The 14,219-nt window shown below is 47.3% G+C and carries 13 protein-coding genes and 1 pseudogene; 7 read left to right on the forward strand and 7 right to left on the reverse strand.

Annotation, left to right across the window (positions count from 1 at the left end; genetic code table 11):
* Window positions 1–118 precede the first annotated feature (118 nt).
* Together C2I18_RS00755 and C2I18_RS00760 are read left to right on the forward strand one after the other, a co-directional pair.
* Window positions 119–1,993, forward strand: coding sequence for an LTA synthase family protein (locus tag C2I18_RS00755; protein ID WP_249899392.1), 1,875 nt, complete (start codon window positions 119–121; stop codon window positions 1,991–1,993).
* 435 nt (window positions 1,994–2,428) lie between these two features.
* Window positions 2,429–3,967, forward strand: coding sequence for a glycoside hydrolase family 5 protein (locus C2I18_RS00760; protein ID WP_249899393.1), 1,539 nt, complete (start codon window positions 2,429–2,431; stop codon window positions 3,965–3,967).
* 184 nt (window positions 3,968–4,151) lie between these two features.
* Here the strand turns inward: C2I18_RS00760 and C2I18_RS00765 are convergent, their stop codons facing one another.
* Window positions 4,152–4,778, reverse strand: coding sequence for an immunity protein Imm33 domain-containing protein (locus tag C2I18_RS00765; RefSeq protein WP_249899394.1), 627 nt, complete (start codon window positions 4,776–4,778; stop codon window positions 4,152–4,154).
* A 221-nt stretch (window positions 4,779–4,999) separates the two neighbouring features.
* Here C2I18_RS00765 and C2I18_RS00770 point away from each other — a divergent pair, with 221 nt between their 5' ends.
* Together C2I18_RS00770 and C2I18_RS00775 are read left to right on the forward strand one after the other, a co-directional pair.
* Window positions 5,000–5,821 (forward strand): DNA-binding protein, encoded by an 822-nt coding sequence (locus tag C2I18_RS00770; protein WP_249899395.1) that lies wholly within the window; start codon window positions 5,000–5,002, stop codon window positions 5,819–5,821.
* Window positions 5,818–5,970: a hypothetical protein gene (locus tag C2I18_RS00775; protein ID WP_249899396.1), complete on the forward strand. Its 153-nt coding sequence runs from the start codon at window positions 5,818–5,820 to the stop codon at window positions 5,968–5,970. Before C2I18_RS00770 ends, C2I18_RS00775 begins: the two co-directional genes overlap by 4 nt.
* Window positions 5,971–6,531: 561 nt before the next feature.
* Here C2I18_RS00775 and C2I18_RS00780 read toward each other — a convergent pair.
* The 5 genes from C2I18_RS00780 to C2I18_RS00800 are packed head-to-tail and all read right to left on the reverse strand — an operon-like array spanning window position 6,532 to window position 9,055.
* On the reverse strand, window positions 6,532–6,780 hold the full coding sequence (locus C2I18_RS00780; RefSeq protein ID WP_249899397.1) for a hypothetical protein: 249 nt from the start codon (window positions 6,778–6,780) through the stop codon (window positions 6,532–6,534).
* 32 nt (window positions 6,781–6,812) lie between these two features.
* Complete coding sequence (locus C2I18_RS00785; protein ID WP_249902306.1) at window positions 6,813–7,325, reverse strand: AAA family ATPase; 513 nt, start codon at window positions 7,323–7,325, stop codon at window positions 6,813–6,815.
* Between the two features lie 18 nt (window positions 7,326–7,343).
* Window positions 7,344–8,060, reverse strand: a complete 717-nt coding sequence (locus C2I18_RS00790) for an AAA family ATPase (protein WP_249902307.1) — start codon at window positions 8,058–8,060, stop codon at window positions 7,344–7,346.
* A gap of 42 nt (window positions 8,061–8,102) precedes the next feature.
* Window positions 8,103–8,789, reverse strand: coding sequence for a hypothetical protein (locus C2I18_RS00795; protein WP_249899398.1), 687 nt, complete (start codon window positions 8,787–8,789; stop codon window positions 8,103–8,105).
* A complete protein-coding gene (locus C2I18_RS00800; protein WP_249899399.1) occupies window positions 8,786–9,055 on the reverse strand; it encodes a hypothetical protein in 270 nt (89 codons plus the stop codon). Before C2I18_RS00800 ends, C2I18_RS00795 begins: the two co-directional genes overlap by 4 nt.
* A 143-nt stretch (window positions 9,056–9,198) precedes the next feature.
* On the opposite strand from C2I18_RS00800, the pseudogene C2I18_RS00805 reads away from it, so the two are divergent.
* Window positions 9,199–10,089 (forward strand): annotated as a pseudogene (locus C2I18_RS00805) (PhzF family phenazine biosynthesis protein).
* 164 nt (window positions 10,090–10,253) lie between these two features.
* Window positions 10,254–10,700, forward strand: coding sequence for a GNAT family N-acetyltransferase (locus tag C2I18_RS00810; RefSeq protein WP_249899400.1), 447 nt, complete (start codon window positions 10,254–10,256; stop codon window positions 10,698–10,700).
* A 116-nt stretch (window positions 10,701–10,816) separates the two neighbouring features.
* Here the strand turns inward: C2I18_RS00810 and C2I18_RS00815 are convergent, their stop codons facing one another.
* A complete protein-coding gene (locus C2I18_RS00815) occupies window positions 10,817–12,769 on the reverse strand; it encodes a DUF2207 domain-containing protein (protein ID WP_249899401.1) in 1,953 nt (650 codons plus the stop codon).
* A 245-nt stretch (window positions 12,770–13,014) separates the two neighbouring features.
* On the opposite strand from C2I18_RS00815, the gene C2I18_RS00820 reads away from it, so the two are divergent.
* The gene (locus C2I18_RS00820) at window positions 13,015–14,118 is read left to right on the forward strand and encodes a sensor histidine kinase (RefSeq protein WP_249899402.1); all 1,104 of its coding nucleotides are present in this window, start codon (window positions 13,015–13,017) and stop codon (window positions 14,116–14,118) included.
* Window positions 14,119–14,219: the final 101 nt, after the last annotated feature.

Genomic DNA, 14,219 nt, shown 5'->3' on the forward strand with positions numbered 1-14,219 from the left:
ACAGGCTCTGTGCTGGATTGGACAAATGAGAGGGTTTTCAGGTAATCTTTTAGAGTTGAATCTGCAGCCGTCTATGTAATAGAATGAACTAATTAAAGAGAAAAGGATGCGCGTCATAATGCGGTTGAGAAACCATCGTACACTAAGCATTAAATCCATACTATTTTTTACTGTCATCATGCTTGCGAAAAGTTACTTTGCCTGGTTCTACCTCTTCGAGGACGGCCCCTCCTGGAGCACCTTTTTCAAGGAAATCCCGTTTGTGCTCATTATTTTTTGCCTGATTGAATGGTTTGCCACCAAACGGAAAATACACATGTACATGCTGGTGAATCTGTTAATTACGATTCTGTTCTTCTCCCTCATCATCTACCATAATCACTTCGGCATTATTGCAACGTCACAGGTGATCGGGCAGGCCAAACAGGTGGGAGCCGTTAAAAAGAGTATTTTTGCGGTTGTCCATCCTCAGTATCTGCTGATTTTTCTGGACATTATTATCATTAGCCTCGTGATGCTGAGCCGGAAAAAAGCGCTGGCCTGGAAAAAATCCATGTCGCTCCCAAGCAACCGCAAAGTGCTCGCCGGCTTGTTCGCAGTCTCCCTGGCGATTTGTATGATGAATATTTTCCCGAACAAAGCCAGCATGAACGAGACGATCCAGGCCGAGCAAATGGGCATTTTGAATTACGAAGCCTATAACCTGCTGGCAGACCAGGAAGAAGAACAAATTGATTTATCTGAAATCACGCAATCTGTGATTAATGAAACCAAGGGAGTTCAGGCACAGCCCAGTCCGGTCCTGTTCGGATCTGCCAAAGGCAAGAATCTGGTCATCATCCAGATGGAGTCCTTCCAGAATTTCCTGATTAATCTGTCTATTGACGGACAGGAAATTACACCGAATCTGAATAAGCTTGCGGAGCGCAGCGTTTATTTCCCGCGGTTTTTCCAGCAGGTGGGGCAAGGGAACACTTCGGATGCTGAATTCATTGTGAATACCTCCTTTTATGTTCCGCCGGATGGTCCGGCAACGGATATTTACGCAGGCAAGGAGCTGCCAAGTTTGCCGAAGCTGCTGAAGTCACAAGGCTACAACACCGCTACCTTCCATACGAATGAAGTGGAGTTCTGGAACCGCGGGGAGCTGTACGAAGCGCTTGGGTTTGACCGTTACTACGACAAAACCTTCTTCGGTGAGGACGACACCGTATTCTACGGTGCTTCCGATGAGGTGCTCTACTCCAAAACTGCAGAGCGGCTGGCTGCGATGAATGACAGCGGAACTCCTTTTTACTCGCATGTCATCTCAATGTCCGCACACAATCCGTTCTCCATACCGGAGGAGAAGTATAAGATGCTGCTTCCGGAACGGTTCGAAGGCACCTTCATCGGCGACTATATCCGTTCCCAGAATTACGCAGACTATGCGGTCGGCCAGTTCATCGAAGAGCTTAAGCAGAACGGCGTATGGGAAGACAGCCTGGTTGTACTGTACGGCGATCACCGCGGGCTGCCTATTTTTTCACTGGATGAAGAAGACAAGATCCTCATGGAAGAAATCCTGGGTCATGAGTATACGGAACGCGACCTGATCAACATTCCCTTTATGATTACCTCTGCAGGGGCTCCGGCTCCAGCCGTTAAGAATCAATTGGGCGGTCAGGTGGATATTTTGCCGACGGTAGCCAATCTGCTGGGTATTTCTCTGGATAACCATATCCATTTCGGGCAGGATATCCTGAATCAGACATCCTACAATCTGCTGCCGCAGCGTTATTACCTCCCTACCGGATCGTTCGTGAATAACGAAGAGCTGTTCTTATCCGGCAGCGGGTTCGAGGACGGCCAGCATTACACCTTATCCGGTGACGGCGGCAGACCGCTGCAATCCACCGAGGATGAATTCAACCGTGCGCTGGAGCTTCTCCGGCTGTCGGACAGCTATGTGACACAACTACCTGACCGGGAAGTTGTGGAAGAAGAAGAATAACTGGAACAGCCGCCTCCGCTTCGGGTTTGAAGCACGGCGGCTGTTTTTGTTTTTACATCCGGCATGTACCATACGCTTCCTTCAGGTGAACACACACAAGTACCAGTTGTAAAATTCAATAACTTTAATAACTAAATAATAACAACAAAATAATTAAACTCATTTTATTATCATATAAACCCACTAAATTTTGCATATTCAGAGATATAATCGACTATTTTTCTAATAATAAATTCAATTTCATCCAAAATGTATAAAATCGTTATATAGACTCGCAATAATTTAATGCTAATATATAACTAACTTTAATACAAGCTTTTCTCTTTTATTAGCGCATATGTTATAGCCCTCATAATCCAATGGAAAGAGGTGAATCGTAGGCAACGTTATCCGTCATGAGGGTTCACATAAATAAAATTAACGAGGTGGTTACTGGTGATTACACGCAAGTGGTCGATCATATTAACGGTATTCTTACTGGTTTGTTCCTTGATTGGACTCCATCCGAAAAATGCACAAGCTGCCAGCGGCTTTTATGTAAGCGGAACCAAACTGATGGATGCTGCCGGACAACCGTTTGTGATGCGGGGTGTCAACCATGCTCATACCTGGTACAAAGATCAACTTTCTGCCGCAATTCCTGCAATTGCCAAGACCGGCGCCAATACCGTCCGCATCGTATTATCAGACGGCCACAAATGGACATTGGATGATGTGAACGCCGTCAAAAGTATCATTAGCCTCTGTGAGCAGAATAAGCTGATCGCCGTGCTGGAGGTACATGATGCTACAGGCAGTGACAGCCTCACGGATTTGAACAACGCAGTAAACTATTGGATCAGTATAAAGAATGCTCTTATCGGCAAAGAAGACCGTGTAATCATTAATATAGCCAACGAGTGGTACGGAACCTGGGATGGCCCGGCATGGGCTAACGGCTACAAGCAAGCCATCCCTAAATTACGCAGTGCAGGGCTCAATCATACGCTTATTGTCGACTCCGCAGGCTGGGGGCAATATCCGGATTCGGTCATCAATTACGGAACAGAAGTCTTGAATTCGGATACCTTGAAGAATACCATTTTCTCCATCCACATGTATGAATATGCCGGCGGCAATGCAGCGACGGTTAAGGCCAATATCGACGGAGTAATAAACAAGAATCTGGCACTCATTATCGGTGAATTTGGCGGACAGCATACGAATGGGGATGTGGACGAGGCAACCATTATGAGCTATTCCCAGCAGAAGGGCGTCGGCTGGCTCGCCTGGTCCTGGAAGGGAAACAGCAGTGACTTGTCCTATCTTGATATGACCAACGATTGGGCAGGCACCTCGCTCACTTCCTTCGGGAATACTGTTGTGAACGGCAGCTATGGCATTAAAGCAACATCCGTACTCAGCAGTGTGTTCGGCGGCACGGCTCCGACGCCAAGCCCATCCGCGACGCCGGGGCCGACTGCTGTTCCAACACCAGCTCCGACGCCCCTTCCTACACCAACGCCTTCTCCGGGAGGTGCAGCTACGACCTTATACGATTTTGAATCCGGAACCTCGGGCTGGTCTGGAAGCAGTATAACAGGCGGACCGTGGGTAACCAGTGAATGGAAAGCTGCCGGGACTCAATCTCTGAAAGCTGATGTCTACTTCTCCTCCGGTTCGGCGCACAGCCTCTATATCACCGGGAATCAGAATCTGTCGGGTAAGAGCTCTCTCAAAGCAACAGTGAAGCATGCAGCATGGGGCAGCTTCGGCAGCGGTATTTCCGCTAAGCTGTATGTGAAAACCGGATCGGGCTGGACTTGGTATGATGGCGGCAGTGCGCAGATTAATTCATCAGGCTATACCTTGACGCTGCCGCTAAGCAGCATCCCTAATTTGTCGTCGGTCAAAGAGATCGGAGTAGAGTTCCGCGCTGCCTCTAACAGCAGTGGACAATCCGCTATTTATGTAGACAAAGTAACTGTACAATAAGTCCTGCCTAAGTCTGCGCATAACCCTAGAGGTGAAATTCGGGAGGGACCGGTTATGACGGTTCCTCTACTTTACTTTTTTGCGTTAAGCTGCGTTCATCGCATTTTATGCAGGACCCCCCATTTCATCACACTATGTAAAAAGACACTACGCCGCCGTAGTGTCCCACTCAACTCTCTATTCCTCATCCCCGCTTCCAGTTCCTCACCTGTACCCATTCCCCGTCCCTGCTCGCCCGCTCAAATGCAGCGCCTGCCTCACCCTTGAACGGTTCCAGCAGACTGGGATCCATGTCCATTATATAATAAATACGCATAACTCTCGTATTCTGCGGATCGTTAAGGTATGCTTCATCCTCATCGCCGGCAAAAAGCCGCCACCCGCTATCCTGCTCCTGGTCAGGCGCTTCCCGGTACATCCAGTGCACCGCATTACCCGGCTCAAGGCATCTGCGCGAGACCAGCGCCATTTTTTCACCGACAGCCAGCCACAACGGATCACCTTCCCGAACAATCGTCTGCGCAATGTGCCTTGGTTCAAATTCTACTGTGTCTCCAAGATGCAGTGTCTTAAGGCTCGCCGGTGCGTTCGTCAAGATCCCTGTATAACGCCGGCTCATCGGGTCCTGCCCCGTAATTTCCACCCACATCCGCTCTGCACGCGGCTCCCCCTCAGCAGGGTTCGAGATTACGAAATGCAGCCTGACCATTTTTCCAATTTGCTGTGCATTTCTTTCCTGTTCAGAGGGGATAAAAAACGATTCCGGATATAACCGGCTCGCCGCCTCAACATCTTCTAAAGTCCATTCCATAGTGCATTCCTCCTCGCATCCTATTACCCGATTTTTGAGCTGGAATCTCCGGCTAGCGCCTAGCCTGCCCCTGCACTTTTCCTTTAACTTCATTTATTTGCAAAAAACCATCCAAATTCGTGATGTTTCTCACTTACTTACATAGCGTTAATGATTAACAATAATCTATGAGACAATCTTTAATATGTATTTAGTGGAAAAACAAGGAAGGGTGAATCATATTGAAGCTGGATCTAAACGGGATTAATGCGGATTCACTGGTTCAAATGTTAAAGGCGTCTTTTACCCTGGAAAATTGGGAAGGGATCCTGCAAATCGCCGATAGACTGTACAGCGAGATTAATCACCTATACAGCGTTAAGCAGTTAGAACGCGCCGATGTCCAGAGGTTAAGCGTCCATGGACTAAACCGGAGTATCGTTTATTACTTTGGTTATAGTATGTGCCTTAAGGGTATAGCCCTTGAGAAGCTGGGACGGTTTGACGAGGCGAGAGAATGTATCACCAAGTATGAGGAATTAGGATGGATTAGCGGTATAGACGCGGAAGGCTGGGCTGAGGTCGAATATTATCGTGAGATCGCCCAAGCTAACCGGTACATTATCGAGCTGCAAGAAGGAAACACTGCAGTTCTTCCTGACTACCTGTTGTACCTGCGGAATAATGAAGAGGAAGTCTTGCCAGGAGTATTGTATATTCTGGATTCCGCGATCAAGCATGAGTATAACGTCAATCACGTTCTCGACGAGTTCAGCGAGCAAATCGCGGCAATGGCAGAATATTACGTGACAAAGAGAAACATCCGCTATTACATCGACTATTTTTACATGACCGCAAAGTATTATGCACTTCAGGGCAACTTAGCTGATGCCGTTAATACACTCTTACATTCTTTGGAAACCTCGATTAAACTGAAAGATGATACGGGGTTCAGGAAGTCTGCTGCTCTCTTTGAGAAACTCCGGAATCAGACAACTTCTGATCAACTGGACAAGTATCACGGTTTAATAGAAACCATATTAGATAGGGAGGAATCAAAATGAAAAAGACGTTTTCGCTCATTCTGGTTGTTGTCGCCTTACTCGGACTTAACACTGCAGCAGTTAGTGCGGATAGTGGGCCTACTGTCAATCCTACGGTATCGGTATCTGGCGGCGTATTTGTACCGCTGGGACATGGTGTAGATCATTAACTGAGTAAGGAGCGGACGAGCCTCTGCACATGTTAGCAGGGGCTCGAGTGGCTGACTATAGAGAAAGTGAGAGTACCTTACTTACTTCGTAGAACCTAGAGTTATATTTGGATTTGGTGTGCACGACCTGCATCGTACTTGCATCGACGATAAGCGTATGAATTAAGGCTGTTGGCTACAGCTTGACCCTAACGGACCCTACGTCCGTTATTTGCCTCAAATACCTCATTTCCGCGCGCTAACGGACCGTAGTTCCTTTATTTCACCGGATGTTGGACAAATCATGCTCATTTTGAAGAAATAACGGATCTGGGGTCCGTTAGATTTCCAAAATACATCTTTTGCGCTAAATAACGGAACTACGGTCCGTTAGTAAGCCAAGTATCAATGTGTTAGATACAAGAGGAGCGGTTGGTGCGGGAGTTGGGCATCTTTGGGCAGGTGTGATGAAGTTGGCGGGCATTGTGTTCAGGTGGTGCGGAAAGCCGGTTGAAATTACAATGAGCATACTCATGCGAATTAAAAAAACACCTTGTGCCCATCCCAGCCTCCCTAGCTAACTTACTTAACTTCCTTGCTCTTAACAGCGAAGCTGCGGACCGTCATCCACTTCCCGCCAACCATTTCATCGACTGTTCCTTTTTTGGTCCGGACACAAAATTTATGTACCGTTCCTCTGTCATATCCTGTTGCTTCATACAGCAAATCTTCGCCTGCCTGGCCTTTGAAATATACCTGCTTGAGACCAAGCCGGTCCAGCAGTTCCTGCTTAACACTTTCAATATAAGTACGCGAATATTCTTTGGACATAGCTGCTCCTTAAGTTTGTAATTTTCAATTCACTATACGGGCTTCTTCCATTCATCGTCAACAACTATTCTTAACAGTTCATTGATGATTTCATCCATCTCAAGACCAGTAGTATCCAGTTTGTGTGTGTTCATGGTTCCATAGCAGGCTAACCTGTTAACACTATTCTCCATATCCTTTTCATTTCTTTTATCTTTTACCATGCGCTTTAGCAATTCTTCTTCAGAGCAGATCAATGTAATTTTTAGTAGTTTATAACTATTGTCTTTTAACCCGGATAAAATCTCCTCAAATATACTCTCCTTATGAACAACCCAAGTGAAAAAAATATAGTCAAAGCCAGAGTTATCGAGATATTGATTTAGAATAAAATGAATATTATTCATTACCATAGCTTTGTTCTCTTCTGTCACATGCCAAGGATTCATTTGCCAGCACCAATCCCCGTCAAGCCATACTGAGTTTTCTATTTGTTTATACAGTTTGCTGACTACTGTGCTTTTCCCTACTCCCATCGTTCCATTGACTATAACCAGCTTTTTCATAGCTTCCACCCGAATGCTTCACTCCTCATCCCTAAAAAGCTCATCCAGCACCGCTCTCCGGTTCTCAAGAAACCGTCTTGTGATAATGTAATGCATCGTGTCCTCGTAACGGATCTCCGTGACCGGATGGCTGTCAAAATTCAGGATTTGCGCGTCCGGGTAACCGAGAAGAATCGGGGAATGCGTGGCAATGATGAATTGTGCTTCCTTTTCCAGATCCTTGATGATCCGCAGCAGGGACAGCTGGCGGGCGGGTGACAGCGCGGCTTCCGGCTCGTCCAGCAGATAAATCGCTTTTTTGCCGAACCGGTTCGTAAAGAGTGACAAAAAAGCTTCCCCGTGAGACTGTTCATGCAATGACTGGCCCCCATAATACTGCAGGCTTGCAGGCATCGTATCGATATGTGAGGCAAACTGGTAAAAGGTCTCCGCCCGCAGAAAAAATCCGTTCGTAATCTTCGGCAGCCACGACAAGCGGATATGATCGCCCAGAGCAGAATGGGCAGCATCCACTTCATAGGTGTTATTCCGGCCTCCGCCAGCCGTGTTGAACCCGCACTGATAAGCTATCGCCTCCAGCAGCGTTGACTTCCCGGATCCATTTTCGCCCACCAGAAAGGTAACATTGTTTTTGAAATCGAGGTGGTCCAAATTTTTAATCGATGGAATGGAAAAGGGATAACGTCCCGGATTACCTTGATTTCTCCTCAGAATTTCAAGACTGCGCAAAAACAAAGACATCATCTCCAAACTTTGTAATGTGAGTGCAACGTACGGTTATCCTCCGCCCGGCTTCTCAATGTATAACTCCTTGTTGTCCCGGACAAGCACACTATCCTTGATCAAGGCCATCGAATGCAGATCATTCGTATTCGGATAAGCCCTGAGGGCATTGGAAGTCAGTTCTCTATTATGCTTTTCATCAATGCGGTGGACAACAATTTTTTTACCTTCAGCAGTCAAAATCAGGTCATAGGTTCGGAACTTCCCAAGTGCCCCATCATCCACAGCGCGCTCCTTACCCTGCACACTATGCTCAGTCAGATCACTGAGATCCAGCCAGGAAATCACCGAGCGGTGTATCCCGGACCCGAAGGAGTACGCATACACCAGATCCGTCGTTCCATCATCATTAGCATCAAAGGGGACCACACTGGTCACACCGTAGCCGCCAAATCCGTTTCCTATTCTGACAGCTTGGTGATCAGCAACTACATAGGTTTCAAGGCTGCTGCTCCCGGGCAATCGGAAAAGCTGACTTTGCGTTGCCTTCCAGACACCCGGCGGAGTAATTTCAACCAGGTCTTCTTCTGCACTGCCCTCCGGTATATACTGGGACTGCTGAATGAGCTGCATAGCTTCTTGAGCGGAGACCCTACTTGAATCAGAGTCACAAGCGGCCAACAGTAAGCTTACCGGCAGCACTCCCATCCCCAGCAGGACGGCCCGATATCTTTTGCTCATACTCTCCCCCTCTTCACCTCTTTGTTGAACCAATGAACATATCCGCAGCGGCCGCACGTCAATGTATTCGCTGAGCGATTGGCAAAATCGAGATTTAAAAAACTTAAGAATGCTGTATTTAGCTGCGCAAAGCCATGCTCAAAACGGTCGTATCTGCAGTGAACACAAATGACCTCAAGTCCGTTCACCGTATATGGCGCCGGTCCTCTGATCTCTTTGATATTTTTAGAAAAAATTTTAAAAAAACGTGCTGCGCCTCCCGCCAATATAATAACCTCCTGTCTATGCCTATACTGTTGATACGCCTCCTTAATTTGGAAGTTTCGGAAGCCCGTCCGTTCCACCTTGTCTTGGGGCCGTCAACACTATATTGTAAACATTACTATATGAAATCAGGGGGTTATATCATTTGAGTAAAACTGCACTTACCTTTTATATTGCAGATGTCTTTGCGGAAAAGAAATACCAGGGCAATCAGCTTGCCGTATTCCGCCATGCAGCCGGTCTGTCCCAACAGGAGATGCAGCAAATTGCCAAAGAAACGAACTTTGCCGAGACCACTTTTATTCTGTCAGACGCTAAGGTAAACGGCGGTTATGATGTCAAAATATTCACTCCAGATGCCGAGGTCCCGTTTGCGGGCCATCCGACGCTTGGAACAGCGTACATTATACATAGGGAAATTGAGGACGGTTCTTCTCCTGTTATTCAGCTGAATTTGGGTATAGGCCAAATCCCGGTGACTCCGGAGACAAGCCGGGAGCTCTGGATGAAGCAAAAAGCACCGCAATTCGGCCGCACCGCCGATGCCGCTGTCATTGCCGAAATTCTCGGCCTGAAGAGTGATCAGATTGATGATAGATATCCGGTTCAGGAAGTGTGAACGGGACTCCCTTCCATCATTGTACCGCTTCGGAATCTTCACGCCGTCAGACAATGTCAGATTAACCATAGTGCCTACAGCAGGTTTCTGCAAGAGCATTTCCGGGCTAACATCCTGGTATTCTGTCCTGAAACCTATAACGGGGACAACAACCTGAATGTCAGAGTGTTCTGTGAAGATGCCGGATTTCCGGAGGATGCAGCAACAGGCAGCGCAAAAGGCAACCTGGCCGGGTATTTGCTGGAATATGATTATTTTGGCAGCTGTCAGCTGGAGTACCGTGTGGAGCAGGGCTATGAGATCGGCAGGGAATCTCTGCTCAAGATCAGAGCCAGCAAACGCGGGGATGGGTCCGAGATCAACGTTGGCGGAAAAGTGTTCCTGGTGGCTAAGGGAGAATGGCTGCTGGATACGTAGAGGATGTAATACACTTGGAAGCGAATAAATTAGAATATTCTTTTACTCTAGAGAGGAGTGATGTGGTATGAAGAACAGCCATTTTACAGTAGATTTGAGGAAAGTTATCCATTAATTGCAGAGGATGAATTCCTCTGCGAAGTACAATCGGGGAGGAAGTTGGAATGATTGTTGAATTAAAGCCAGTGTCGATAGAAAATTGGTATGAGTGCACCAAACTTAAAGTTAGACCAGACCAGCTGAATGTGTTTCCTGCACCTGTGGTTTATTGGATTGCAGAATCAAAATATGTAGATAATTTCGAACTACGCGCTGTGTACTCCAAAGAGATTTTGGTCGGATTTCTCGTATTTTGCACGACTCCGGACATTGATGATAACTACTGGATTCCTGCTGTAATGATTGACGAAAAGCATCAAGCCAGAGGTTATGGCAAGGCGGCCATAGAAGCTTTGATTCAGTTAATGAGTGGCTTAAATTTCACAAGAATAATGATCGGGCACCGCCCCGACAATCAGATTGCCGAAAAGCTGTATGAATCTTTAGGATTTACAAAAGTCAGTGAAGAAGCAATCGACGGAGAAATCATACGTCTGCTGCAAATCGGTTAACAAAATACAATCACATTAGCGAATGGAACTGGTTCGAACGGTTAACCAAGAAAAATAATAAAAAGCAGCAGTTCTCCCAAGTAGGGATTGACCCCATTGGGAGGCTGCCGCTCACCTCAATCCGCGCCGGCACCCCCGCCGCCGTCTCCGCCTCCACCGCCGCTGTCGCTACCGCTATAACCGCCGCCGTAGCTGCCGCTGTCACCGGAGTAGCCGCTGCCGCCCGGGCCGGAAGAGCTGCTGGCGTAAGGCAGGGTCATTTTCCAGGACTCCTCCATATAAGTTACAGGATTCTGGCCCGACAGCATCAGATAGGCTAAAGGTGCGGCCGCTGCCAGCTCCATAGAAGGCGCTGCCGGTTCAGCCTGCGGCTTGGCACGAAGCAGCTGCGACCGGATCATCCATTTCTCCAGATCATAGACCGGGATCTCTCCCCTGCTCATTTGCTTCCGGAACAGCTTGACGCTCCGGTAGAGCGCCGCTGTCTCGCGGGATAGAATCATTCGCGGTGTCACACTGATTAATACAATGCACGCAATGATGAACAGGAACATCCGCAGCATCAAATCCGCATCCTGCACTATCATAGCCCCGACTACAGCAGCTCCCCAGAATACGAATACAGGCCAGTGTTTGCCCGGCTTCCCCAGCATGGTCCACCATAACAGCAGCCCGATCATACCGGATATTACTATAGACCAGACGTCAAACGAATCCAGAAAGTAGGCGTACAGCATGGCAGCAATAGCTAATACCGGCAGCCCGCCTTTCAACAGCCGCGGTACCCGGTTGCTCATATCCCCTTCTGCTATCATCCCGGAGATCACGTCATTCCACCACTGCTGCTCTTTTACTTTAAAGGCCTGAATTTTATAGATGTATTTATTAAAAGAGATCTTCTCCTCTTTCTCCTGCCGGGTCGCCCCTGCAAGATCGTTCAAAAGGAAGCTTCGTTTACCGTTCCGGCGCTTGAACAGAGCCTCAACCAGCTTGCTTTCGGACTCGGACAAGAGATGCAGGTCCGCCGTCAGCGTGAACTGGAGACTTTGATCCGGCGCTTGCGGATCCTTGAGAAACCGGCTGTAGGCATTGATCAGGGTTACAGAAGCAAAACCTTTTTCCACCAGCGAATAGAGTCCGGCCACAAAAGCGTTAAAGTCCCTTTTACCGAGGCGGCCCAGCACATACAGCCTTAGCGGATCTTCTGCCAGCAGCTCATCCGGGTTGCCACTTCCCTTACGCCGCTGCGGCAGAAGCAGCATAATTACGCTAACAGCAGCTGCGAGAATCGCAAGTGCTATAAGCAGAAGGCCCAGTTCCGCTTTACGCTGCTCTTTTACTGCCATAGACTGCATGTACCGGTTCTCCTCAGCCACTGCCGCCTCCAAAGACACCGGTGCTGTGGTCTTAGTCTGGCTGCTCATGATTTCAGACGGAAACAGCAGCCGCGTCCCGGTCAAAGAATACATTTCAGACACCGGTGTGGTGAAGCGGACGACCTCGGCCCCTTTTTGCTCCACAATTCCGTTGGCATCATGAATAAAAGCGTAATATTCTCCAGGATCTACTTGCTCCGGAAACACGAAATCAATAGTGACGTTCTGATAATCCTGATCATGATTGCTGCCTTCGCCAAAGAAGGGTACGGTCAGATCACTGTAGGTCTCATAGCTTGAAACTGCCTGCTGAAGCGTATAGGTATAGAATATGTATTTGGTTTCATCATCTGCCGGGAGCGATGAATAATATCCGTTCCCCTCCTGTGTAACAGAAAGCTGATGCAGCTCCTCCTGCTTGACGAACCCCAATCCGGCAGAGGGATTGCTTAATTCGTAAGCTTCAAAATTGCTCACACCTGAATGATGCTCTTCATGAATAAACCTTTTGACCCGGTCGTATTTCCCCTTAAAGTTATACGTAAAGATCTCATTCACCAGCAGATCTCCATCCGGCTGAATCCAGGCCCGGATTTGCACCTCGTCAATCGAGTACGACCTCGCGTCTGCAACCGGTACAGCAGCAATGAAGAAGATGATGCTTAACGTCAGCGCCATGAAGTATTTTTTCATCCTAATTAATCCTCCGGCAATACTTAGTGTATAGTTATGAAATATAAAGATTTAACTATTTAACCTCCTTATTTAACCTTAAATCAAATTTTAAAATCAATAGTTCTCTGGCAGGAATTACACTTTACTTGTAGAATTACTGACAAGCAGCAGAGAGGGGTATGACAGTGGCCTTAGGCGAAAACAACTTACGTCTATCATTAATTCCAGCTATTCCGTTGATATTAGACACCCATTTTCAATCTATGACCCGGAAAAATTCAGAGTCTGCTTTGTTCATTGATACATATAGGGATCAGCTGGATCTATTATTCACAAGGGCGATTTCTAATATGGTTGAAGGCCTGTTTCTGGAATCTGCTGATTACGAGGCATATCTGAAAGATTCCGAGCAGGAGGCTTTTGAGCAAGGGGTATTTACAGCAGATATCTTCGGGAATCATGTGGATGTCATTCTGGAAATGAGCAAGGACCTTAACCTGACGTCCCAAAATATCATGTTCGAAATCATTGAAAATATGAGCATGGATTCTTCGGAACGGCTGTTTCTGTATAAAAGGTTAATGGAATGCAACTGGACACGGTTTACAGGTTATGCAGAAGGTTATCTGTCCAATAAGAACAAGCAGATTGACCATCTGCACGAACAAAAAATAGCGGTCATGGGACAGATGGCTGCCGGCATGGCACATGAAATACGCAATCCGCTGGCGTCGATCAAAGGTTTTGCCCAGCTCGTCAACCACAGGCTGTGCGAGCCTGTCATCCAAGTGAATGAACTGCGCGCCTACCTTGACATTACCATCAAGGAGATTGATGCCTTGAACGGGCTGGTTACCGACTTTCTTGTCCTTTCCCGCCGGGGCGACAGCAGCAAAAGTGACGCAAAAGTATTTAATATTATAGAAGTCCTACATAGAGTAAATAACATAGTAAACCAACTCATACTTAGCGATGACATATCGCTCACCGTGCATTATACGCAGGAGCCGCTGCTGACGCTGGGGAACGCTTCCCAGCTTGAACAGGTGTTCCTGAATATCCTCAAAAACAGTATTGATGCCTTCTCCTCCTTCAAGGGCTGTCTGGAAATTACCGCTGCCACAGATCCGGACAATCACGAAATCATTCTTAGGTTTACAGATAACGGGGATGGCATTCCGCAGGAGGTTTTGAACCGGATCTTTGATCCTTTCTTTACAACAAAGGCTAAGGGAACCGGGATTGGACTATCCATCTGCCGGCAGCTGATTGAAATGTACGGCGGGCGGATTGTGATAGATTCGACAATTCATGTGGGAACCACTGTGACGATTATTTTACCTTGGATATCCAGTGAACAGGAATAAAAAAGAATAGATGAACGCCACCCTGCATCACTTTGAAATTACAGCCTGATCATGTTGCACCAAACTTCGTTTCTGATCATACATAAGTGGTAAGAAAGAAG

It is taken from the genome of Paenibacillus sp. PK3_47 (assembly GCF_023520895.1).
Lineage (GTDB): Bacteria > Bacillota > Bacilli > Paenibacillales > Paenibacillaceae > Paenibacillus_AQ.

What these genes read in the sequence shown, in the direction of transcription:
- C2I18_RS00755 (WP_249899392.1), top strand. Translation starts at nt 119, where the DNA reads ATGCGGTTGAGAAACCATCGTACACTAAGCATTAAATCCATACTATTT.
- C2I18_RS00785 (WP_249902306.1), bottom strand. Translation starts at nt 7,325, where the DNA reads ATGAAAAAGCTGGTTATAGTCAATGGAACGATGGGAGTAGGGAAAAGC.
- C2I18_RS00780 (WP_249899397.1), bottom strand. Translation starts at nt 6,780, where the DNA reads ATGTCCAAAGAATATTCGCGTACTTATATTGAAAGTGTTAAGCAGGAA.
- C2I18_RS00765 (WP_249899394.1), bottom strand. Translation starts at nt 4,778, where the DNA reads ATGGAATGGACTTTAGAAGATGTTGAGGCGGCGAGCCGGTTATATCCG.
- C2I18_RS00815 (WP_249899401.1), bottom strand. Translation starts at nt 12,769, where the DNA reads ATGAAAAAATACTTCATGGCGCTGACGTTAAGCATCATCTTCTTCATT.
- C2I18_RS00775 (WP_249899396.1), top strand. Translation starts at nt 5,818, where the DNA reads ATGAAAAAGACGTTTTCGCTCATTCTGGTTGTTGTCGCCTTACTCGGA.
- C2I18_RS00810 (WP_249899400.1), top strand. Translation starts at nt 10,254, where the DNA reads ATGATTGTTGAATTAAAGCCAGTGTCGATAGAAAATTGGTATGAGTGC.
- C2I18_RS00795 (WP_249899398.1), bottom strand. Translation starts at nt 8,789, where the DNA reads ATGAGCAAAAGATATCGGGCCGTCCTGCTGGGGATGGGAGTGCTGCCG.
- C2I18_RS00820 (WP_249899402.1), top strand. Translation starts at nt 13,015, where the DNA reads ATGACCCGGAAAAATTCAGAGTCTGCTTTGTTCATTGATACATATAGG.